The sequence below is a fragment of the Cutibacterium acnes genome (assembly GCF_003030305.1).
In the GTDB taxonomy this organism is placed as follows: domain Bacteria; phylum Actinomycetota; class Actinomycetes; order Propionibacteriales; family Propionibacteriaceae; genus Cutibacterium; species Cutibacterium acnes.
In genome coordinates this window covers 2,143,225-2,165,053 of record NZ_CP023676.1, presented here as the reverse complement: position 1 = coordinate 2,165,053, position 21,829 = coordinate 2,143,225, and the positions used below count along the sequence as shown (strand labels likewise).

Below are 21,829 nucleotides of genomic sequence, written 5' to 3'. Positions count from 1 at the left end.
ATGGTGAGGCGCAGCAGGAATCTATCCGACGCTGTTGATCTTGCGGTGATCGACAAGGACGCTGCCATCTTCGCCATCTCAGTGGCGGCAGAGCTCGCCGGAATGCACCCTCAGACCCTGCGCACTTACGATCGGCTCGGGCTTGTAGTGCCCGAACGCACTCGGGGGCGGGGGCGTCGCTACTCGATGCGTGACGTTGCTGCGTTGCGGATGGTCCAGCATCTGTCCCAGGAAGAGGGGATTAACCTCAACGGCATCCGAAGGATCCTTCAGATGGAACGTAGGATCGAACAGTTGTCGGAGCAGGTGGACGAGCTCACCGACACCGTGCGTGGGATGCAAGTGGCGCGTTACCAGGGCAGTGAAGATCCGAGAGTCTTTACTGCTGAGTCGACCGGCCGGGTGCATATGGGTCGGACGGTCGTTCATGCCCAGTTGGCACTGCCTTCTCATCGTGGTTGACTTCAGACCACGATGGTGTGGCCTGCTGTGAATCTGCTGAATGCAGATTGGACTCCTGCTGCGAGAGGTATGCAGGTGAGGCTTGGTAAGGCAGGATGAGAGTATGAAGAGAATTCTTAAGATTCTCAGTGTTGTGGTCGCTGTGGTCATCGTGGCGGGAATAGCGATCGGGTTGCGACCTTATACCCATGCCTTCGGGTCGGTGTTTCAGAATCGCTACAGGTCTAGCGCCGCGAGCGCGCCGGGCCCGGCAACGAGCGCGTTCTCTGCTGTCTCGTCGACGGTCACGCCGTTACAAGCTCCAACACCTGCGGCGTACGCAGCTGGGCAGGTGACAGAGCATGGCGGAACTTTGGCGACCCTCGGCCTGGGTGATTCGGTGCCGCAGGGCGGCACATGTACCGGCTGCACGACGTTCATCGAGAGAGTCGGCACCGATATGGCACGTAAAGCCGGGGTGAAGGCTGCTGTGCATAACGAGTCGGTATCGGGATACAAGACCGCTGACCTATTGACCCAGCTTGAGTCCAATAACGCGAAGGCTCTGCTGGCAACGTCTGATCTAGCGATAGTGACGATCGGTGCGAACGACTTCGACCTCGACACAATGGTGGGTCAGTGTGCTCATTCTGATGCGTCATGTATAGCTGATGATGTTAACGGTGTGACTGATCGAGTGCGGACGATCCTGGAACGCGTCAAGGCCGCGATGAAGACGCCGAGAGCGACTGTTGTCGTCACCGGGTATTGGGACGTGGGGCTGGACGGCAAGGCGGGCCGCGAGAACGGGCCCGACTACGTCAAGGTGACCGATATGATCACCGAGGCCTTCAACGCCAACGTCAAGAAGATCGCCCACGAGGTCGGAGCGGTCTACGTCGACTTCCGTACCCCGTTTAGGGGAGCAGATGGCACGCGTGATGACACAGCACTGCTCACTGACGACGGGGATCATCCATCCGAGCAAGGGCACAAGGTGCTAGCGGAGGCTGTCGAGGCCGCACTGTCCTGATCGGCTGAAGTAGCGAGCAAACCGCAGGATGGCGTATTAACCTCGGCATCAATAGCGTTGGCAGTTGGCAATGGGGTCGGCGCGCTCACAGAGGGGATCAACGATGACAGAAACCATGCTTGCTGAACGTTTCCACGCCGCAGATCGGTCTATCACCCTCGAAGATATCCCGATCCCGCACCCGGGACCCGGTGAGGTGCTTGTCAAGGTCGCTTACTGCGGTATTTGCCATTCTGACCTGAGTCTCATTAGCGGTGCGTTCCCTGCAGCTCTGCCAGTAGTGACTCAGGGCCATGAGGCATCCGGAACCATCGTCGAGCTCGGTGCGGGCGTCATCGGTTGGAAGGAGGGTGACCGCGTCATCCCATCCGCCGGTCGCCCTTGTCTCAAGTGTCGCAAGTGCCGCCGCGGTGCCTTCACGGACTGTCTGGATCTGAACCTCATGGCTTTTGCCTACGACGGCGCATGGGCTGAGTACCACATTGCGCAGGCCTCCGGTATGACGAAGATCCCTGACAACGTCCCACTGGACCAGGCCGCTCTGCTCGCAGACGCCGTATCTACCCCGTATGCTGCCGTCGTGCGTACCGGCAAGGTCCACATGGGCAATGCCGTGGCCGTGTGGGGCGTCGGCGGTGTCGGAACCCACCTCGTCCAACTAGCCAAGCTTGCCGGCGGCGTCCCCGTCATTGCTATTGATCTCAATGACGCTGTCCTCGAGCGCGCTAAGCGAGTCGGCGCCGACCACACTCTGCGTAGCGACGACCCCGAGCTCATGCAGAAAATCGAGGACATCACTCATGGCCGCATGATCGACGTTGCCTTCGACGCCGTCGGCATCAAGCCGACGCTGCGTGCCTGCGTCGACTCCCTCGACGTTGATGGCAAGGCGGTTTCGGTTGGGCTGTCCGCCCAGGACATCGACGCTGGTCCATTCCTCAACTTCAACCTGCAACGCAAGCAGGTCCTTGGCCACCTTGGTTACAAGTCTCAGGACATCGCCCTGCTCGCCGAGATGTTGTCCTATCACCGCCTGGACCTCACGGAGTCCATCTCAAAGGTCATCCCGTTGAAGGATGTCGAGAGCGGCATCGCGGAGCTCGAGTCCCACCAGGGCAACCCGATCCGTATCCTGGTCAAGCCCTGATGGAGCGCATCACGGGTGCCGTCGCGATTCGTTGTGGCGGCACCTTCGCGTTGGGCGGCATCAATCCATGCAGCTGTGTGCAACCTCTGTGTCTGAGCGAAGGCCTACAATTCAAGGGTTAAGTCCCGGATCGACCGGGATTGCTGCGACGCGCATCCTGCCGTCGCGGCGGGAACGTCGGCACGATGCCAGGAGCTTCATGACAGTACTGACCGACTTTCTTGCCACGCATCAACTGCTGACGATCCTGATCGTCCTGGCCTCCGGCGCCTTGCTAGGCCAAATCAAGTTTGGCCCGTTGAGATTTGGTGCCGCTGGAGCCCTGTTTATGGGGCTGGTCGTCGGGGCCCTTGATCCTCGCTTCGGTCAAAACCTGGGGATGATCAAAGGCCTAGGCGTCGTGCTGTTCTGCTACACCGTGGGCCTGGCTGCTGGATCGACCTTCTTATCTGACCTCAAACGTCAGTGGGGCCTCATGCTCGCCGGTGTCGTCGGGTTGGCAGTGATGGCCGCAGCTGGACTCGGCCTGGGGCGACTCTTCGGTTTAACCCCGGCTCACGTTGCGGGTCTGTACGCCGGTGTCCTCACCTCACCAGCCATTGACGCCGCATCGATGGCTACCCATGGAGCCGCAGATACTCTTGTGGGGTATGCGCTGTCCTATCCCGTGGGCGTCGTCGTCGGGCTCATTATGGTCGCAATCATTGCTAAGAGATGCTGGCCGGCCAGCAAAGACAACACCTCAATGGCTGAGGCTGGGCTTACCGCGGTGTCGACAGTCGTCGACCGGGAGACATCGATCCGGCAGACCCCTGGCTTTAATGACGACCAGGTTCGGATGTCCTATCTGCTGCGCGATGGCGAGATGCGATTGGCCACCCCCGACGACGATCTCCACGTCGGTGATCAGGTGCTGGTGGTCGGAAACCCTGACGACGTCAATCGTGCTGTCGAGCACCTCGGGCACGTCTCCGAGCGCACCCTCACCAACGAGCGCAACGAGCTCGATTTCCGGCGCTTTGTGGTGTCCAACCCGGCCTTGGTGGGCCGCACCTTAGGCAGCATCGATGTGCGCGGACGTACCAGTGGCAAGGTGACGCGAGTACGTCGCGGTGACCTCGATATGTTGGCTCGCAGCGATATCGTCCTGCAGCCAGGAGATCGGGTGCTGTGTGTTGTGCCAGCTCATCGCCTTTCCGACGCTGCGGACCTCTTTGGCGACTCTGAGGCTCGCGTCTCCCAAGTGGATGCTCTGTCTTTGGGATTGGGTGCCGCTCTTGGCTTATTGCTCGGTGCCCTCATGGTGGCCCTGCCCAGGGGGTTGCAGTTCGAGCTGGGAACCGCTGCTGGGCCGCTGGTCATGGGCATGATCTTAGGATCGATTCACCGTACGGGGCCGCTGCGGTGGCAATTGCCGCACGCGACGAACGCGATTCTGCGTCAGCTCGGGCTCATGATCTTCCTGGCCTGCGTCGGGCTGGCGTCCGGGCCAGCATTCTTGTCCCAGGCGGTGAGCGGGACGGGTCTGGCGGTTATTGCCGTCTCGGCTGTGACCCTGGTCCTTGGTGGTGCGATCGTCATCGCAGCAGCCTGGTGTATGAAGCTTTCGGCCCAGCGCGCTACGGGTGCTTTTGCAGGCTTCGTTGGTCAGCCCGCCATCCTTAGCTACGCCAACTCTCTCGTTAATGACGAACGGATCGAGTCGGCCTACGGTGCCCTTTTCGCGTTAGGAACCGTCGTCAAAATCCTACTAGTACAGGTGATTGTGCTGGTCTAAACAGCCTCGGGTCACCGCCTATCGGTCGTTTTACCCGATCGTTTACAAAGTCTGACGGCGCCGTGACAGCTGCCACCCCAGGCCCAGGACAGCCAGCCAGATGGGGCCGATAGCCACCGCGATCCGGTAGGGCGGCATGGTTGTCATGACGACGACCATGAGTACCAGGAAGGCCAGCACGATCCAGTTGGTGACGGGGGCTCCCGGCATCGTGAAACGCAGCTCGGAGCGGGATTCAGGGTCGAGACGGCGACGAAAGAGCATCTGGGTGATGATGATCGTCGCCCAGTTGATGATTGCGGCGATCATGGCGATCGACATGATGTACACGAACGCCTGTTCCGGTAGCAGCCCGACGACGACCACTGCAATAGCTGTTACGGCGCTAGACAGAAGTACCCCGGCCCACGGCGACCCGGCCTTATTTACCTTGCCGAGGAAGGCGGGGGCATCCCCTTGATGGGCCAGGGCGTGGAGCATGCGTCCATTGGCGTACAGACCAGAGTTATACGCCGAGATCGCTGCGGTGAGAACGACGAGGTTGAGGATGGCTGCCGCTCCCGGGATCCCGACGAGGTCGAAAATCTGGACGAAGGGGCTGGCGTTTCCGTCGATCTTCGTCCACGGGACAATCGCCACCATGACGATGAGCGCACCGACGTAGAACAGCAGGATGCGCCCGACGACTCGGTTAATGGCCCTGGGGATGGAGCGCTGCGGATCTTCGGCCTCACCGGCGGTGATGCCGATGAGCTCGGTGCCGCCAAAGGAGAACATGACGACGATGATCCCGGCGAGCATCCCGGTGACGCCGTGAGGCAAAAATCCGCCATTGCGCCACAGATTGCCGATGCCAGTCGCCGGGGTGGAGCCGGTGCCGAAGAATATAATCCACAGGCCCAGGACGATCATGGCAATAATCGCGACGACCTTGATGATGGCGAACCAGAACTCCACTTCTCCGTAGGCGCGGACGTGGAGGAGATTGACGGTTGTGACGATGGCAAGCAGTACCGCCGCTGACACCCACCGGGGGACGACAGGGAACCAATAGTTGATGTAGATCCCGACCACCGAGAGCTCGGCCATCGACACGAAGATGTAGTTGAACCAGTAGTTCCAGCCGGAGATGAACCCGGGGAGATCTCCCCACCACTGGTGCGCGTACTCACTGAAGGCACCCGAAGTCGGGTTGTGGACGCTCATTTCGCCAAGAGCTCGCATGATGAGATAGATCACTACGCCACCAACGAGGTAACTGACGATGACCGCCGGTCCGGCGGCCGCGATAGAGTCGGCTGCTCCGTAGAACAGACCGGTTCCGATTGCGCCACCCAAGGCGATGAGTTGGATGTGTCGGTTGCGCAGACTGCGATGCAGTTGCTGGTCGGGTTCGGTCACGGTCTGTGAGTTTAGAGGCGGGTGTCGATGGGAACCGGTGTTGATCGAAGGGTGGGCGCGACGTGGCGCCGTCCGTCCAGTGTGTGGTGACCTGGCGGGATGGTTCCGGCCGATACCCTGACCGCGTGATATTCAGCTTAGCCGCCGTGTGCCTGATGCGAGGCCGGACTTGCCTCAACGTCCGCAAGAAGGGGGCCGATCACGTCATCTTGCCGGGAGGCAAGATTGAGCTGGGGGAGACCCCGCTGGAGGCCGCCATTCGCGAGGCCCGAGAAGAAACCCGTCTGGTTCTTGATCCGGACGACCTCAAGCACCTCGGCACCTTTGACGCCCCCGCAGCTAACCATGACGCTGACGGCATCCGGTGTGTGGTCTACGTGTGCAACTGGCGTGAGATCTGGCCTGAGCCCGTCCCAGACTCCGAGATCGTCGAGTACGAGTGGACTGACCTCGACCACTGCTATGACGACGTGCGTCAGGCCCCGCTGCTGTGTGACCGGGTTATCCCGGCTTTACAGCAGCAGGGCTTGCTGTAAACCTCACTCAGTCACCACGAGGGCGCTAGGTCTGCTCACTCCTCAGCTAGTGCGACGGCCGGCTTGATCGTGGCTCCTCGACGGCCTGGGATCACCGATGCCAGCCATCCGGCCAGCACGGCAACGAGGGCGACGATGAGCAGCTGCAACCATGGCACGGATGTCTCGACGGTCATGAGGGAGCCAAAAAGGGCGTGGGATCCGGCGATGCCGTACCCGATCCCCAGGGCAATGCCCAGGATCGCTGCGATGCCCGAGAGCATGAGCGCTTCTTTGCCGAACATCGATCGGACCTGTGCGCGAGTCAGGCCGAGGGCGCGTAACAGTCCGATCTCACGGGTGCGCTCTACCACCGATAGACCCAAGGTGTTCGCGACGCCGACTATGGCAATGATGACCGAAATCACCAGCAACCCGACGACCATCCCAAGCATGATGTTGATGATCTTGTCCATCTGGGCTTTCTGATCGGCCGATGACGTTACCGTCACCCCTGGGTGGGTCGACATCGACTTGGACAGGGCTTGGGTGGCCTTGGACTGATCGGTGCCGTCCTGATAACGCACCTGGATTTCAGTGGGTTGGGCATGAGGCGCCAGCTTGGTGAGGATGCCTTGGGTGACGATGAGTCCCTCGTTGTCCTTGCCATGTCGTACCAGGGTCAGATTGGCTTTCTTCCCATTAACGGTGACGGTGATCTTGCTGCCATCGGCGGCCCCAGGCAGCGCTCCCACAGCGTGGCTGTCGTCGAGTCCCTTGGCAGCGGACTCGTCACGGACGACCTTGGGGAACTCCGGAGACGCTGCCTGGACAGCGACCTTTGTGGCCTTGCCACCGGCCTCAACCGTGCCGGGGACCGTCGTCACAGTGGCGACCTGACAGACACCGTCGGACCTCTTGACGTCGCCAATGGTGGCGTTGTTGAGCGGGCCCTGGGCTCTCACAGTAGCGTCAACGGGGAAATGCCCGTTCATCATGTTGCCAATGGAGGCCCGACCGGTGGCGGCACCCGTCGCAACGGTGGCGATGAGGGTGACGCCGATAAGCAAAGCCGACGCCGTTGTGGCAGTGCGGCGTGGGTTGCGCTGGGTGTTCTCGATAGCCAGCTCCCCGGGAATCCCGCCAGGACGAGCGACACCGATGGCTCGGCCTAGGCTTCCGATGAGGACAGGAGCTAACACGAGCACTCCGGCAAAGCTGATGAACCCGCCGGCGACCCCGCACATCACGGCGTTCTTCGTCTCCATATCGCTCGTTGCGCAGGTGATGACAAGGGCAGTACCAGCGAGGAAGAGCAGCGTTCCGAACCCGACGCGGACCCGTCCAATCTTGCGAGTGGGCGTCTCAGTCACCGGCTGGAGTGCCACCACTGGAGTGACCTTGGTGGCGCGTCGTGCCGGAGGCAAGGCAGCCAGAGTTGTGACGACCACACCTACAAGGATTGGGATGATGCAGGACGTCACGGTGACGCTCACTGAGGTGTCGATCGGGGATCCAGCAGCCTTGAGGCCCATAAGCATGAGCTGGGTGACGCCGATACCCAGGGCAGTTCCGACAACCGACCCGATGAGACCGGCGATGAGCGCTTCCCCGAGAACCGAGCGTCGCACCTGTTTTCGGGTGGCACCGATGCAGCGCGCCAGGGCGAGGGTGCGAGTGCGTTGTACGACGAGGATCGTAAAGGTGTTGACGATAACGATCGCGGCTACAACCAGGGCGATCACGGCAAAGGCTCCCATGAAGGTCGTCATGGCGGCGAATCCCTGGGAGGCTTGGTTGGCCTCATAGGCTCGCTCGTCGTCGGCGGTGCGGACCGTTGCTGTGGTGCCGACAACCTTCGAAACCTCCTGCGCGATCTGCGAGGCAGGGCGGTCAGAGTTTACGTACACGGTATTGGCACCGGAATGACCGCTGATGCGTCCCAGATTGGCGGCCGATAGGTAAATTTCCGGGGAAGTCGGTGTGGTCGTGGTGCGGGCGTCCGGGTCGAGCACACCAACCACGGTGAGGGTAATGGGCTTCGCACCGTTTCGGGAGGGGTCGTTGACGATGATCTTCGATCCGATCCCGGCGTTGTTGCCGGCAGTGGATTGGTTGACGGCTACCTCGTCCAGCTTGGCTGGTGCTCGGCCCTTGACCAAGTGGGGATGGGCCGGGACCAGGTGACCGTTGACGAAGGAGGCCTGCCCGTTGTCGGTGCGCTGGAGGAAGGCGTTACGGGTCTGCTCCACTGAGGTCACGCCGGGCACTGCGGCAACCTTGTCGACAGTTATCGAGGACATAGGCTTCGAGGGCTCCTTAGCGGTCACCACTGCGGTGGCGTCCCCGACAGCTGCTGCCTGGATACGTAGCGTGTAGGCCTTGATCGAGTCCATCAACATCAGCGTGCTGGCTACGAAGGCCACACCAATGATGACGGCGATCATCGTGGGTATAAGACGACGACGTTCGTGGATCATGCCAGGGCCTCCTGGCTGCGAGCGGTCGAGACCTGGCCGTCGGTTACGGTGACGATGTCGTCGGCCCTGGCAGCGGCGTCGTGATCATGGGTGACCATGACGACGGTCTGACCAAGATCGTCGACGCAGTGACGCAGGAAGGTGAGCAGATCGCCGCTGGCCTCCGAATCGAGGGCGCCGGTCGGCTCGTCGGCGACGATGACGTCGGGGCGGGTCACCAGGGCGCGGGCGACGGCGACGCGCTGCTGCTGTCCGCCAGACATCTGCGACGGCTTATGGCCAAGACGCTCGGTAATGCCGAGCATTCCGGTGATGTGGTCAAACCATTCCTTGTCGACCTTGGTGTGCGACAGACGCAGCGGCAGGGTGATGTTGTCAGCAGCGCTGAGAGTGGGCATGAGGTTGAAAGATTGAAACACGAACCCGACGTGCTGGCGACGTAGCTTGGTGAGGGCGTCGTCGTCGAGATGGGTGATCTCGGTATCGCCAATCCACACCCGGCCCGAAGTAGGGGAGTCGAGCCCGGTGATGCAGTGCAGCAGGGTCGACTTGCCCGAACCTGACGCTCCCATGATTGCGGTGAACCGTCCGGAAGGTATGTCGAGGGTCACCGACCGCAGGGCTCTCACAAGGGTCGTCCCGGACCCGTATGTTTTAGTGAGGTCGAGAGTGCGGACCGCTGAGGCCGTGCGAGACGTCATGGTGGTTGCGGCCGTCACTGAGGCAGACATGGAAACTCCTGTGTCAGAGGTTTAACAACACCTTTGACGCTAAGGGTGTTTTCCCTCGTCACACATCGGTCCCGGGAGTGGTTTCGGCTCTCCTACCGCAGGAGGATGTGCCCATTTTCGGCAGCGCCGTAGTCAACTGAAAGGTCAGCGACCCGGACGCACCAGACCGGCATCATAGGCCGTGATGACCATGGAGACGCGGTCGCGCAGCCCCAGCTTTGACAGGATGTGGCCAATGTGGGTTTTGACGGTCGTCTCGGCCAGGTAGAGCCGTTCGGCGATCTCGGCGTTCGTGAGTCCTTCGCCGACGCAGGTAAGCACCTCGCGCTCCCGGTCTGAGAGAGTCTCGACGAGCTTCGGGTCGGTTATGGTCGCAGCCCCTTCGCCCTGACGGGGGATGAACCTCTCTATGAGGCGGCGAGTGGCCGACGGGGCGACGACAGAGTCACCGTCGCGGACAGCGCGGATGGCGGCTAGTAGTTCGGTGGGCCCAGCGTCTTTGAGCATGAATCCGGACGCCCCTGCTCGCAGCGCAGAGTGGACGTACTCGTCAAGGTCGAAGGTCGTCAGCACGAGGATCTTGGCCTCAGGGTGGCTTGTCATGATCTTCTCGGTGGCGCCCAAACCATCAAGGACAGGCATCCGGATATCCATAAGGACAACATCGGGGGCCAACTCGTCGACGAGCTGTAAGGCCTCAGCTCCGTCATTAGCCTCCCCGACGACGGACATATCCGGCTGGGCGTCAAGGACTAGGCGGAACCCGGCGCGCACCATCTGCTGGTCGTCGGCCAGGAGGAGTCGGATCGGGTCGGTCATGGCGTGGTCCTTCGGGGCTCAAACTGACGATCAACGGGTAGGGATGACGGCACGGACTCGGAACCCGTGGCCCGGGCGACTCCCTACCTCAAGGGTGCCACCCCAAGCGGACATTCGTTCTCGCATCCCCACCAGGCCATGTCCGGCCCCGTCGGCGCGCTCGATACCCGTGACGCTAGTACCGCGGCCATCGTCGAGAATGTCCAAGGTGACATCATCGGGGTGGTGGCTGATGGTGACGCGGGCGGTTGCCGTCGGGCCGCCGTGTTTAAGGACATTGGTGAGGGCTTCTTGGACGACGCGGTAGCAGGCGAGTTCGGCGCCTTGGGACAACGGTTCGTGACATTCCGAGCGGCCTTTGATCGTCAGAGTGATGGCGAGAGCTCCCTTCATCTCCCTGATGAGGTTGGGGATGTCGTCAAGGCCCTGAGTGGGGGACAGCTGCGGGCCAGCATCGTTGTCACGCAGCACACCGACGAGACGTCGAGTCCCGTCAAGGGCGTGACGGGCCGTCGTAGCGATCGTGTCGAGGGCCTGCCCACTGGCTGACAGTCGGGTCTCGATATCGCCGGCCTCTTCATGGTGAGCCAGGTAGGCGCCACCGTCTGCCTGCACCACGATGACCGACAAGGAGTGGGCGACAATGTCGTGTATGTCCCGGGCGATCTTGGCCCGCTCCTCCTGGGTGGCTAGCCTGATGCTTTGGTCGCGCTCGCGCTCCAGGTCGATGGCACGTTGGCGCAACGCTGCCATGGTTTGACGTCGGTCTACTCGTGGCGCTGCCGGCAAACCACGCTGCCAAACAACTGGCCATGCACGCGATGATGATGACGGAGAAGCGGATGAGGTGAGTGTTATAGCTGATGGGTTCGGAGGTCGTCGGGGCGAATCCCCAGCTCACCCCGGCGGAAACCGGGCCGACGACGCACATGGCCAGCCAGAATCTGCGCCGGGGCGGGTCGGTCTTCAGTGACACCTGATAGAGGATGAGGGGGACTAGGGTGTTTTGCGGTGACGGGAACGGGTAGACCGCTAGCTGAAGGATGTGTGAGGCGACTAGCACCGAAGCGGTCACTTCCGGCTTGGTGCGGGCCCACACCCAGGACGCACAGACAGTCAGTACCCACAGCGCCATCCATGCGCGGTAAGCGGTGTTGTGGTTGGTGTCGTGTCCCCACGTCGCGAATGCGGCGATGAGGACGAGGAAGGCCATTACTGAATCGAGGATCATGGGGTGGGCGTGCAGCCATCGGTAACGACGACGCAAACGTCCCGGGGGGCGTCGTGGGGGTATCGAAGCGCTGCTCACTTTCCTGACCCTACGGCTACAAGACGCGTGTGACATCCTTCCGTCGGTGGATTTCATGACGATTCAGCTCGCCGCCTGACGGGTGACAGTTGTGGCGTTTTGGGGCTCCTTGCCTGAGGGGACATGATGGCGATGTGAGCAACCGAGTGATACGCCTTATGGGGCCAGCTTTCGTCGCCGCCGTGGCGTACGTCGACCCGGGAAACGTCGCCGCGAACCTGGCAGCCGGAGCCGGCTACGGCTACTTGCTGGTATGGGTGCTCGTCGTCGCCAACGTCGTAGCGATGTTGGTGCAGTATTTGTCCGCCAAGCTCGGATTGGTTACCGGACATTCCTTGCCCGAACTTGTCGGAGGGGCACTGCCGCGTCGTGGTAGTCGTCTGGCCTATTGGTTTCAGGCCGAGCTTGTCGCTGCCGCCACTGATCTGGCGGAGGTCATCGGTGGGGCGGTGGCCCTGCAGCTTCTGTTCGGGCTCCCACTGATCGTAGGTGGACTTATGACCGGGGCGTTGTCGCTGGCGATTTTGGCGATCCCGTCGCGTCATGGCCAGCGCACCTTCGAGATCGTCATTATCGGGATGCTCGTCGTCATCGCCATCGGGTTCACCGCCGGTCTTGCTTTTTCCCCGCTGTCATGGGGTGGGGTCGCGTCAGGCCTAGTGCCCCGGTTTGAAGGTACTGAAACCGTCATGCTCGCCACGTCGATGCTGGGCGCTACAGTCATGCCTCACGCGGTATACATGCACTCTTCCCTGGTGCGTGATCGCCACGGGACCGACGACAGGCCAAAACGGATCACCACGCTGTTGCGAGCAACCCGATGGGATGTCGCGGTCTCTCTGGTGCTGGCAGGATCGGTGAATATTGCGATGCTGCTGTTGGCTGCGGCGAGCCTGCAAGGTGTTAAGGGTATCGACGGCATAGCTGAGGCTCATGCAGCCATGAGTAACTCAATGGGGCCGGTAGTGGGGCTTATTTTCGCGGTGGGGCTGTTCGCGTCAGGTCTGGCTTCAACCTCCGTTGGCGCGTATGCCGGAGCTGAGATCATGGCCGGGCTTCTCCATATGAGGGTGCCGATGCTGGTCCGGCGACTTGTGACGATCATCCCGGCGCTAATCATTCTGGCATCCGGAGCCAATCCGACTCAGGCCCTCGTCTGGAGCCAGGTGCTGTTGAGCATGGGGTTGCCGCTCGTGTTGGTGCCGTTGGCTCGGTTCACCGGCGATCGGCGGCTGATGGGCCAATGGACGAATGGCCGTGTCATGGCCGCCATCGCGTGGATCGTCGTGGCAGCAGTCTCGGCTCTCAACGTGGTTCTCGTCGTCGAGACGGTCATGGGTGCATGATCCTTGAGGGCAGTTTTCTGGCGACAATCGTGAAAATGAGTGACAAACTCAAGCGGGTGACGACGCCGAACCCCGCACCGACCTCTGCCCACGAGCTAGCCAACGATTTGGCCACTGCATTTCGCGGGTACCCTGCTGGAGTGGCGATCCTCACGACGATGGGAGCGGCTGGGCCCGAGGGCTTGACGGTCTCCTCCCTGGCGTCGGTGTCAGTCGTCCCGGCTGTTGTGTCGGTGTCGTTGGGTAATGGTTCGACGACCCTGGCCACCCTGACGGAGGAGTCCCGCGTCATCGTCCACATGCTTGATGCAGATCGCGCGGACCTCGCTGATGACTTCGCTGTGCCAGGGGCCGATCACTTTGCCGGCACCGAGTGGGCGCCGAGCGCTGAGGGAGCACCCCGGTTAGAGATGCAGGGGCCCATTTTGCATGGTTTCGTTCAGTCAATGACTGATACCGGATCGGCCACACTCATCGCGGTAACGATTGATCGGATCGAAGCTGGGAATTGTCATGCCCCGGGGTTGGTGAGGATGGCTCGGGAGTGGCACGAGATCCCTCGCTAAACCTTTCGTGACCCACGTTTTCGGGTACGTTGGAAGACGTCATCGAAGTCGAAGGAGATGTCGCCATGACAGCCACTAATGCGCGCGCTCAGCAGACTGAACGCATGGGTACTGCGCCCGGATTCATTGCGGCCTTGGACCAGTCCGGCGGTTCTACCCCGAAGGCCCTCAAGGCATATGGGGTAGAACCTGAGGTTTATGGAGACGATCAGGACAAGATGTTCGATCTCGTCCACGAGATGCGGACCAGGATCATCACCAGCCCGTCTTTTACTAGCGACCATATTCTCGCGGCGATCCTGTTCGAGATGACGATGGATCGCAAGATCGAGGGAATCCCCACCGGTGATTACCTGTGGGAGAAGAAGGGCATTGTTCCCATTCTCAAGATTGATAAGGGCCTGGCTGACGAAGACCGCCACGTTCGTCTCATGAAGCCGATTCCCGGCCTCGACGAGTTGCTGCATCGCGCCGTCGAGGACAAGCACATCTTCGGTACCAAAGAGCGCTCTGTTATCCTGGATGATGACAAAGCTGGCATTGAAAAGATTGTCGACCAGCAGTTCGAACTGGCCGAACAGGTGCGCGCTGCGGGTCTTGTGCCGATCCTCGAACCCGAGGTCGACATCCACGCTCTACATAAGGAGAAGGCTGAGGAAAGGCTGCACAACCTCATCCGCGCCCACATCGACTCTCTGCCGCTCGATGCCAAAATCATGTTGAAGCTGACGATCCCGAGTTCCGAAGACCTGTATGCCGACCTCATTGCGGATCCGAAGGTCCTGCGCGTTGTCGCCCTGTCTGGTGGGTACTCCCGTGAGGAGGCCAACAAGAAGCTGGCCCGCAACAGGGGACTCATCGCGAGCTTCTCTCGTGCTTTGGCCGAGGGGCTAAACGTCGCACAGTCGCAGCAGGAGTTCGATCAGACTCTGCGTGCCTCTATCGACTCGATTTACGCCGCATCGGTGTCCTGACCCTTCGACAGACGGGCCCGCTGGGAAACGTGCGGGCCCGTTGTCGTGCGTGAGCATTCGTCGGCCTTGTACAGTTCGAGGGTGATTCCTGAACTTGTCGCGTTTGATCTAGACGACACGTTGGCCCCCTCGAAAACTCGCCTTCCCCAGGAGATGGCCCGCATCATTGTTCGTTTGCTTGATCGCACGAGTGTATGCGTCATCTCTGGTGGCCAGTTCGGTCAGTTCCGGACTCAGGTCGTCGAGGCTCTCGTCGACGCACCCCGGCTGGATCGGCTCCACCTGCTGCCCGCCTGCGGTACTCAGTACTACCGCTGTGTTGACGGTGAGTGGCAGCGTATTTACGTCGAGGCTTTGACCGACGACGAGAAGTCCCGTGCTATGGAAGCTGTCGAAACCTGCGCCCGTGACCTCGGGCTGTGGGAGGAACACACCTGGGGTCCGGTACTGGAAGACCGCGAGTCGCAGATCACTTTTTCCGCACTGGGTCAGCGGGCCCCCGTCGACGCGAAGAAAGCGTGGGATCCCAGCGGCGACAAGAAGCTTAAACTGCGTGAGGCGGTTGCTGGGAAGCTCCTTGATCTTGAGGTGCGCGCTGGGGGGTCTACCTCCGTGGATATCACTCGAGTTGGTCGAGACAAGTCCTTCGGTATAGCCAAGTTGCTTGAGATGACGGGCCTATCCAAGGCGGATGTGCTGTTTTACGGTGATCGTCTTGACGAACACGGCAACGACTATCCTGTCAAGGCGATGGGTATTCCGTGCGTCGCGGTCGACGACTGGCACGACACCCTGGTCAAGCTCGAAGACTTGCTCTCGCAAGCGTAAAGCCACTCAGCTACTCGTGCCCCAACGACGGGGGCGACCCAAGATGAGACTGGCTCCCCAACCGGCGGCCAGACCGATAATGGCGGGAAGCCCCCAACCGAGACCGTCGGACGCCCAGGGTAGGACCATGTCGGCCACGTGGGTGATAGCGCGGGTTCCTGACCCTTGGATCGGCAGGGCGCGCACCAGGTCTGGCAGGGCAGCCAGGACGACGCATCCGGTCATGATGCGGTGGGGGAGGCGGCTGGCACCCAGCCACGGGTCAAGCAGCCCCAAAATGATCGCCGTGATTGCCAACGGGTAGAGGAACATGAGGACGGGGGTCGACCAGGCGATGATCGTCGTCAGACCGGCGTTGGCGATGATGGCTGACGCCACGCTGAAGATGACGACCCAGCTTCGCACTGACGGCCCCGCCGGGAACATGCGACGAAAGATCTCGGCACAGGCCACGACCAAACCGATCGCTGTTTTGAGGCAGGCTACCAGCACGATGGCGGCTATCAACACCTGACCGGCCGTGCCGTAGTAGTGGCGTGAAACCCCAGCCAGGACGACGCCGCCATTGGCAGCGTTAGGGACGACGAGGGTGGACGTGCGCCCGAGCCATGCCAGGGATACGTAGACGAGGGTCAGCGGGATGGTGGCAACCAGCCCGGCGCGGATTGTGATATGGGTGACATCGCGACGGCCCGTCGAGCCGCGTTGATTGATTGCTTCAATGATGACGATGGCGAAGGCGAGGGACGCCAGCGCGTCCATGGTGTTGTAGCCGTCGAGGAAGCCGTGCATGAAGGGCTGGTGATCGTACGGGGGCTGCGGGGGACGATTCGCGACGGTGGGCATGGGATGGATGAGGGGTGCCACGATGAGGATGGCTAGCAGGGCAAGGAACAGTGGGGTCAGATATCGCCCTACCCAGTCCATGAGCTTTCCGGGTTTGAGGGCTGCGACCAGAGTCATCGCGAAGAACACGATGGTGAAGATCGGCAGTGCCGGGCCGTGGCCTTGGATAAAGGGCGCCACGCCGACTTCGTAGGAGACGGTCGCCGTTCTCGGGATGGCGAAGGCTGGGCCGATGGTCAGGTACAGCAGGCAGGTGAAGATCGTGGCGTATTGAGAGGACACCCGCGAGGTCATGCCGTGGACGCTGGAGCATCCCGACACGGCGGAAGAGATGATGGCCACGATGGGGATCCCGACTGCGGTGACGAGAAATCCTGCGGCGGTTACGGGGGCGCTGTGGCCGGCGAGGCGCCCTAGCTCGACCGGGAAGATGAGGTTTCCGGCGCCGAAAAATAGCCCAAATATCATGAGCCCGATGAGGAGGGCGGTGTGCTTGGGGACGGTTCGCAGATCGGACATGGGGAATATCTTGCCAGGGTGGTGGCGGTAGCTTCCGCTTTTCCTATAGGTGAGAACGAGCGTTCATCTGAGGGTCGTTCGTGTCATCTGACAATTGGGACGGGAGGCCGTCCTCTTCCAGTCATTCTGACCGTGACGACGCGGAGCGGCTGGACCTCACAGTGGTTCCGAGGTGGTAGGGGAGCGACTCCCTTGGGCTAGTTGAGTCATATACGCTCAACTTCACTTGATTGTGTCCCGTCAGGAGTCATACTTGAGTCATAGCAACTCAACTTCAGTGAGGCACGTAATGGACACCAATCTCACCACGATGAGCCGTGACGCGGTCACCGCCGCTACTCGGCATGCGTTGGCCCACGGGAACCCATCCGTGGAGCCCTCGCATCTTCTTCACGCACTGTTCACGATCCCAGACAACACTGTCAGTCCGTTGGTAGCTGGCTTGGGGATTGATCCTCAGCAGGTCGACGCCGTCGCTACCGCAGCGATGCGCTCCCTTCCGTCAAGTACCGGCGCCTCAATAGCTCAGCCGCAGCTGTCCGGGGCCTTCGCCCGAGTCATCGCCGACGCGCAGAACCGTGCCGAGGCCATGGGCGATTCCTTCGTCGCTACCGAGCATCTTCTTATTTCGCTGACGGCGGTTCCCTCCGACGTCCAGAACGGCCTGGCAGGGCTCGGCCTCAAGCCCGACTCCCTCGCGGCGGCCTTCAATGAAGGTCGTGGAGACCGTCGTGTCACCTCCGAGGAGTCCGAGGGAGGCGAATCGGCTCTCGCCAAGTACTCCGTCGATCTCACCGAGCGCGCCCGTGCCGGCAAGCTCGACCCCGTCATTGGTCGTGACCAGGAGATTCGCCGCGTCGTCCAGGTGTTGGCGCGACGCACTAAGAACAACCCGGTCCTTATCGGTGAACCGGGGGTCGGCAAGACTGCCGTCGTCGAGGGGTTGGCTCAGCGCGTCGTCGCCGGGGACGTTCCCGACTCTCTCAAAGGGCGTCGCGTCGTCTCTTTGGATCTGTCCTCCATGGTTGCCGGGGCTAAATACCGCGGCGAGTTTGAGGAGCGCCTCAAGGCCGTCCTCAACGAGATCAAGGAGGCCGAGGGGCAGATCATTACCTTTATCGATGAGCTGCACACCGTCGTCGGCGCCGGGGCTTCCGGAGAGGGAGCAATGGACGCTGGCAATATGCTCAAGCCGATGCTGGCCCGTGGCGAGCTGCGAATGATCGGTGCCACTACCCTCGACGAGTACCGCGAGCATATTGAGAAGGACCCAGCTCTGGAGCGTCGTTTCCAGCAGGTCTTTGTCGGTGAACCGTCGGTTGAGGACACTATTGCCATCCTGCGCGGCTTGCGAGAGCGCTACGAGGCCCACCACAAGGTGCGTATTACTGACGGAGCCCTTGTCGCGGCCGCCAGCTTGTCTCACCGGTGCATCACCGCCCGTCAGCTTCCTGACAAGGCCATTGACCTTATCGACGAGGCTGCGTCTCGGCTGCGCATGGAGATTGACTCCTCTCCGGAGGAGATCGACACCCTGCGCCGTGAAGTCGACCGCATGAAGATGGAGATCTTCGCCGTCGAGAAGGAGGACGACCCGGCCAGCCAGCAGCGCCTAACGAGGTTGCGCGCTGACATGGCTGACAAGGAGGAGACCCTGCGCGGCCTGGAGTCGCGCTGGGAGGCTGAGAAGGCTGGTCTCAACAAGGTCGGTGAGCTCAAGACAAGGATTGACGAGTTGCGGACTGCGGCCGACAAGTACCAGCGCGAGGGCGACTTCGGGCGAGCGTCCGAGATCCTCTACGGTCAGATTCCCGGCCTTGAGAAGGAGATGGAGGCTGCTGCCAAGGCTGAGGAGGAGACCCCACGGATGGTGTCCGAGGAGGTCGGTACCTCCGACATTGCCGAGGTTGTTTCCTCGTGGACCGGCATCCCCGTGGGGCGGATGATGCAAGGCGAGCAGGAGAAGCTGCTCCATATGGAGGAGCGGCTGCACGAACGTCTTATTGGTCAGGATCGAGCTGTCAAGACCGTCTCGGATGCGGTGCGTCGCTCCCGGGCCGGAATCAGCGACCCGAACCGTCCGACTGGCTCGTTCCTCTTCCTGGGCCCCACGGGCGTCGGCAAGACCGAGTTGGCCAAGTCCCTGGCGGAGTTCCTCTTCGACGACGAGACCGCTCTGGTGCGTATTGACATGAGTGAGTACATGGAGAAGCACTCCGTCTCACGTCTGGTCGGTGCCCCTCCGGGTTACATCGGTTACGAAGAGGGCGGTCAGCTTACCGAAGCTGTGCGGCGTCGCCCCTACTCGGTTATCTTGCTCGACGAGGTGGAAAAGGCTCATTCCGACGTCTTTAACATTTTGTTGCAGGTGCTCGACGACGGTCGTCTGACTGACGGCCAAGGACGCACGGTGGATTTCCGCAACACCATTTTGGTCTTGACGAGCAATCTGGGTAGCCAATTCCTGTCAGACGCGAGCCTTGATGACCATGCTAAGCGTGAGGCCGTCATGGGGGCGGTGCGTCAGGCGTTTCGACCCGAGTTCCTGAATCGACTCGACGATGTGGTCATGTTCGACCCGTTGTCGATGGCCGATCTGGGACGGATCGTCGAGACGAACCTGGCTAAGCTCAATTCACGGCTGGCCGAGCGGCGCATCACCATTGCCGTGACCGACGCCGGTAAGGACTGGCTGGCCATGGCGGGTTTCGACCCGATCTACGGTGCCCGACCACTGCGTCGCCTGATGCAGACCACCATCGATGATCAGCTGGCTCGCAAGGTGTTGTCTGGGCAAGTGCAGGAGGGCGATACGGCGACCTTTGACATCAACGAGGCCGGTGACGGTTTGGTGATTCTCTGATGGCGAACGCTTGCCGTGTGACGGCGTTGTGACAGTTCGTAGGGGCGTTGGGGCAGTTGAACCAACGCCCCTGCTGTGATGTTTCTCACTATTTGGTGGAGTGTGTGGGTATACCCTGCTCACGCCATCCCCACATGGAGGAGGACCGCTGTGTCAGACGCCCAAGCCACTGAGCGAACGATCACATCACTGATACCGGCCCGTATCGACCGGCTGCCGTGGTCGACATTTCACACCATGGTTATCGTCGGTCTAGGAACAGCGTGGATCCTCGACGGTATTGAGGTGCAGATCGTCGCAGCAAATGGCTTTGCAAAACCGCTGCACATGTCCACCACCGAGGTTACCGCGGCAGCAACCTTCTACCTGCTTGGCCAAGTACTTGGTGCTCTCTTCTTCGGCAAACTTACCGACCGTATTGGTCGAAAGAAACTCTTCACTCTGACTCTCCTGGTTTACCTTCTTGGTTCGGGTATTGCAGGTTTGTCCTTCTCGACGTGGTTCCTCTATGTGTGCCGGTTTATTGCTGGATCTGGTATTGGTGGTGAATATTCAGCGATCAACTCGGCCATCGATGAGCTCATTCCAGCCCAGTATCGCGGTCGGGTGGACTTGTCTGTCAATGGCACCTACTGGGCTGGCGTCATGCTCGGTTCGGTCGCCACTATTTACCTCCTTGACCCGACGAAGGTCGCGGAGTTTTGGGGCTGGCGTATTGGCTTCTTTATTGGTCCGGTTCTCGGCATTGTTGTCATCCTTATTCGTAAGCACATTCCGGAGTCGCCTCGGTGGATGCTAACGCACGGTTACGGTGAGCAGGCCGAAGAGATCGTTGCCGGGATCGAGCAGGATGTTCGGGAGTCGGGGCATGAACTTGAGCCGGTTAGCGACGACCAGGCCATCACCTTGGAACCCGAGGTGAGGCGTCAAGGTCGCCGCAACTTCTCCCAGCGTTGGGTAGAGTTTAAGGAGTCTGGTGCTGAGCTGGTCGAGGTGTTCCTGCGTCGCTATTGGAAGCGCACTGTGCTGGGTGTCACCCTTATGGTGACCCAGTCCTTCCTGTACAACGCCATCTTTTTCACCTATGAGATCGTGCTGTCGCAGTTCTATTCAGTGTCTAAATCTGACGTCGGCTTATATATGATCCCATTCGCGGTCGGAAACCTACTCGGCCCAATTCTACTGGGACGATTCTTCGACACTGTTGGTCGACGTAAGATGATTTTCGCCACCTACGGAATAGCTGCTCTAGTGCTGGCTATCAGTGCGATACTGTTCCAGCGTGACGCCCTGACGCCGACCACCCACACTATCTTCTGGTGCGTCGCTTTCTTTTTTGCTAGTGCCGGAGCTTCCTCGGCCTATCTGACAGTGTCTGAGATTTTCCCGCTGGAAGTTCGTGGCCAGGCTATTAGCTACTTTTTCTCGATCGCCCAGATTGCCGGTGCTATCGCTCCATTCATCTTCGGTAACCTCATCGGTGACGGTTCCTCGCGCGGCCCCCTTGTCGGCGGTTACTTCATCGGTGCCGGCATCATGCTTACCGGTGGTCTCGTCGCTTTGTTCATGGGCGTTGACGCCGAGGGCAAGGGTCTGGAGGCCATCACTGATCCGCTCAGCCGTGACCGTGCCAAGAAGTCCGCCGCCCGTCAAGCGGAGTGAGCCAGGAGGAGACGACTACGACGGCCAGCACTATCAAGCCCACTCCGTTGTGCGGTGTTGGGATCTGAGACATCAGACGCAACGCGCAGTGCCCGGTGGTTGTCATGCCACGTCCGGTGCGCACGGCACATGGCTCGATAGCGTCGTCTCTTCGGCCGCGGCGGAGTCTGGCAAGAACTAAGTGCTTAGTCGACGTCCCCGTCGACATACATCCACCGGCCTGCGCGACGCTGGAAACGGGACACCACATGGAGGACGTTGTGGCGCTTCCCGGCCCGGTACGAGGCGCGAAATTCCACCATTCCCGTGATGTCGCCCGGTTGGCCATCCTTGGTGGCAAGGATCTGTAAACCCGTCCATTCCACGCCCTGCGAATCGACAACATCGGGACGGGTACGGGGGTGCCAGGTTGCCCACAGGTGATTCCACCGTCCCAGGGTGTTCGCGGTGTAGCGCGACCGCATGAGTGCTTCGGCGGTTTCGGCGTGACGCGGGTCGTCGAGGATTGGTCCGCAGCACTGGTCGAGGTTCCGTCCTGATCCGCAGGGACACAATAAGGTCATGGTTTAAGC

At 61.0% G+C, this 21,829-nt stretch carries 17 protein-coding genes and 1 pseudogene; 11 read left to right on the top strand and 7 right to left on the bottom strand.

The genetic code is table 11. The features are described 5' to 3' along the window. The 4 genes from CPA42_RS10835 (at position 1) to CPA42_RS10820 (ending at position 4,398) form a co-directional block, all read left to right on the top strand. Complete coding sequence (locus CPA42_RS10835) at positions 1–462, top strand: heat shock protein transcriptional repressor HspR (protein WP_002514480.1); 462 nt, start codon at positions 1–3, stop codon at positions 460–462. A 103-nt stretch (positions 463–565) separates the two neighbouring features. Next, the gene (locus CPA42_RS10830; protein WP_002516231.1) at positions 566–1,474 is read left to right on the top strand and encodes an SGNH/GDSL hydrolase family protein; all 909 of its coding nucleotides are present in this window, start codon (positions 566–568) and stop codon (positions 1,472–1,474) included. Positions 1,475–1,577: 103 nt separating this feature from the next. Next, positions 1,578–2,621 carry a zinc-binding dehydrogenase gene (locus tag CPA42_RS10825; RefSeq protein ID WP_002516239.1) on the top strand — a complete coding sequence of 348 codons (1,044 nt, stop codon included), beginning with the start codon at positions 1,578–1,580 and terminating at the stop codon, positions 2,619–2,621. A gap of 199 nt (positions 2,622–2,820) precedes the next feature. Beyond that, positions 2,821–4,398, top strand: a complete 1,578-nt coding sequence (locus CPA42_RS10820) for an aspartate:alanine exchanger family transporter (protein ID WP_002516194.1) — start codon at positions 2,821–2,823, stop codon at positions 4,396–4,398. Between the two features lie 42 nt (positions 4,399–4,440). Here the strand turns inward: CPA42_RS10820 and CPA42_RS10815 are convergent, their stop codons facing one another. Beyond that, positions 4,441–5,799: an amino acid permease gene (locus CPA42_RS10815; protein ID WP_002516284.1), complete on the bottom strand. Its 1,359-nt coding sequence runs from the start codon at positions 5,797–5,799 to the stop codon at positions 4,441–4,443. A gap of 155 nt (positions 5,800–5,954) precedes the next feature. Between CPA42_RS10815 and CPA42_RS10810 the strand changes: the two genes are divergently transcribed. Beyond that, the gene (locus tag CPA42_RS10810) at positions 5,955–6,335 is read left to right on the top strand and encodes an NUDIX hydrolase (protein ID WP_002519479.1); all 381 of its coding nucleotides are present in this window, start codon (positions 5,955–5,957) and stop codon (positions 6,333–6,335) included. Positions 6,336–6,370: 35 nt separating this feature from the next. Here the strand turns inward: CPA42_RS10810 and CPA42_RS10805 are convergent, their stop codons facing one another. The 4 genes and pseudogenes from CPA42_RS10805 to CPA42_RS10790 form a co-directional block, all read right to left on the bottom strand. Next, a complete protein-coding gene (locus CPA42_RS10805; RefSeq protein ID WP_002516281.1) occupies positions 6,371–8,794 on the bottom strand; it encodes an ABC transporter permease in 2,424 nt (807 codons plus the stop codon). Next, positions 8,791–9,525 carry an ABC transporter ATP-binding protein gene (locus CPA42_RS10800; RefSeq protein WP_002516354.1) on the bottom strand — a complete coding sequence of 245 codons (735 nt, stop codon included), beginning with the start codon at positions 9,523–9,525 and terminating at the stop codon, positions 8,791–8,793. The genes CPA42_RS10805 and CPA42_RS10800 overlap by 4 nt, the downstream gene beginning before the upstream one ends. 144 nt (positions 9,526–9,669) lie before the next feature. Beyond that, positions 9,670–10,344 carry a response regulator transcription factor gene (locus CPA42_RS10795; RefSeq protein ID WP_002516256.1) on the bottom strand — a complete coding sequence of 225 codons (675 nt, stop codon included), beginning with the start codon at positions 10,342–10,344 and terminating at the stop codon, positions 9,670–9,672. Between the two features lie 30 nt (positions 10,345–10,374). Continuing rightward, positions 10,375–11,575 (bottom strand): annotated as a pseudogene (locus tag CPA42_RS10790) (sensor histidine kinase). Positions 11,576–11,811: 236 nt separating this feature from the next. Between CPA42_RS10790 and CPA42_RS10785 the strand changes: the two are divergent. From CPA42_RS10785 to CPA42_RS10770, 4 genes are all read left to right on the top strand, one after another. Continuing rightward, a complete protein-coding gene (locus CPA42_RS10785) occupies positions 11,812–12,999 on the top strand; it encodes an Nramp family divalent metal transporter (protein ID WP_002519476.1) in 1,188 nt (395 codons plus the stop codon). Next, on the top strand, positions 12,996–13,565 hold the full coding sequence (locus tag CPA42_RS10780; RefSeq protein ID WP_002516174.1) for a flavin reductase: 570 nt from the start codon (positions 12,996–12,998) through the stop codon (positions 13,563–13,565). The genes CPA42_RS10785 and CPA42_RS10780 overlap by 4 nt, the downstream gene beginning before the upstream one ends. A 29-nt stretch (positions 13,566–13,594) precedes the next feature. Continuing rightward, positions 13,595–14,539: a fructose bisphosphate aldolase gene (locus CPA42_RS10775; RefSeq protein ID WP_002516319.1), complete on the top strand. Its 945-nt coding sequence runs from the start codon at positions 13,595–13,597 to the stop codon at positions 14,537–14,539. 81 nt (positions 14,540–14,620) lie between these two features. Continuing rightward, positions 14,621–15,367 carry an HAD-IIB family hydrolase gene (locus tag CPA42_RS10770; RefSeq protein ID WP_002516323.1) on the top strand — a complete coding sequence of 249 codons (747 nt, stop codon included), beginning with the start codon at positions 14,621–14,623 and terminating at the stop codon, positions 15,365–15,367. A gap of 6 nt (positions 15,368–15,373) precedes the next feature. Here CPA42_RS10770 and brnQ read toward each other — a convergent pair whose 3' ends face one another. After that, complete coding sequence (gene brnQ, locus CPA42_RS10765) at positions 15,374–16,732, bottom strand: branched-chain amino acid transport system II carrier protein (protein ID WP_002516201.1); 1,359 nt, start codon at positions 16,730–16,732, stop codon at positions 15,374–15,376. Positions 16,733–17,021: 289 nt separating this feature from the next. Between brnQ and clpB the strand changes: the two genes are divergently transcribed. Together clpB and CPA42_RS10750 are read left to right on the top strand one after the other, a co-directional pair. Next, positions 17,022–19,595, top strand: a complete 2,574-nt coding sequence (clpB, locus tag CPA42_RS10755; RefSeq protein WP_002516349.1) for an ATP-dependent chaperone ClpB — start codon at positions 17,022–17,024, stop codon at positions 19,593–19,595. A gap of 78 nt (positions 19,596–19,673) precedes the next feature. Next, positions 19,674–21,257: an MFS transporter gene (locus CPA42_RS10750; protein WP_002519475.1), complete on the top strand. Its 1,584-nt coding sequence runs from the start codon at positions 19,674–19,676 to the stop codon at positions 21,255–21,257. A gap of 185 nt (positions 21,258–21,442) precedes the next feature. Here CPA42_RS10750 and CPA42_RS10745 read toward each other — a convergent pair whose 3' ends face one another. Next, on the bottom strand, positions 21,443–21,820 hold the full coding sequence (locus CPA42_RS10745; RefSeq protein ID WP_002516315.1) for a YchJ family protein: 378 nt from the start codon (positions 21,818–21,820) through the stop codon (positions 21,443–21,445). Between the last annotated feature and the right edge of the window lie 9 nt (positions 21,821–21,829).

What these genes read in the sequence shown, in the direction of transcription:
- CPA42_RS10835 (WP_002514480.1), top strand. Translation starts at nt 1, where the DNA reads ATGGTGAGGCGCAGCAGGAATCTATCCGACGCTGTTGATCTTGCGGTG.
- CPA42_RS10830 (WP_002516231.1), top strand. Translation starts at nt 566, where the DNA reads ATGAAGAGAATTCTTAAGATTCTCAGTGTTGTGGTCGCTGTGGTCATC.
- CPA42_RS10825 (WP_002516239.1), top strand. Translation starts at nt 1,578, where the DNA reads ATGACAGAAACCATGCTTGCTGAACGTTTCCACGCCGCAGATCGGTCT.
- CPA42_RS10820 (WP_002516194.1), top strand. Translation starts at nt 2,821, where the DNA reads ATGACAGTACTGACCGACTTTCTTGCCACGCATCAACTGCTGACGATC.
- CPA42_RS10810 (WP_002519479.1), top strand. Translation starts at nt 5,955, where the DNA reads ATGCGAGGCCGGACTTGCCTCAACGTCCGCAAGAAGGGGGCCGATCAC.
- CPA42_RS10805 (WP_002516281.1), bottom strand. Translation starts at nt 8,794, where the DNA reads ATGATCCACGAACGTCGTCGTCTTATACCCACGATGATCGCCGTCATC.
- CPA42_RS10800 (WP_002516354.1), bottom strand. Translation starts at nt 9,525, where the DNA reads ATGTCTGCCTCAGTGACGGCCGCAACCACCATGACGTCTCGCACGGCC.
- CPA42_RS10795 (WP_002516256.1), bottom strand. Translation starts at nt 10,344, where the DNA reads ATGACCGACCCGATCCGACTCCTCCTGGCCGACGACCAGCAGATGGTG.
- CPA42_RS10785 (WP_002519476.1), top strand. Translation starts at nt 11,812, where the DNA reads ATGGGGCCAGCTTTCGTCGCCGCCGTGGCGTACGTCGACCCGGGAAAC.
- CPA42_RS10780 (WP_002516174.1), top strand. Translation starts at nt 12,996, where the DNA reads ATGATCCTTGAGGGCAGTTTTCTGGCGACAATCGTGAAAATGAGTGAC.
- brnQ (WP_002516201.1), bottom strand. Translation starts at nt 16,732, where the DNA reads ATGTCCGATCTGCGAACCGTCCCCAAGCACACCGCCCTCCTCATCGGG.
- clpB (WP_002516349.1), top strand. Translation starts at nt 17,022, where the DNA reads ATGGACACCAATCTCACCACGATGAGCCGTGACGCGGTCACCGCCGCT.
- CPA42_RS10750 (WP_002519475.1), top strand. Translation starts at nt 19,674, where the DNA reads ATGTTTCTCACTATTTGGTGGAGTGTGTGGGTATACCCTGCTCACGCC.
- CPA42_RS10745 (WP_002516315.1), bottom strand. Translation starts at nt 21,820, where the DNA reads ATGACCTTATTGTGTCCCTGCGGATCAGGACGGAACCTCGACCAGTGC.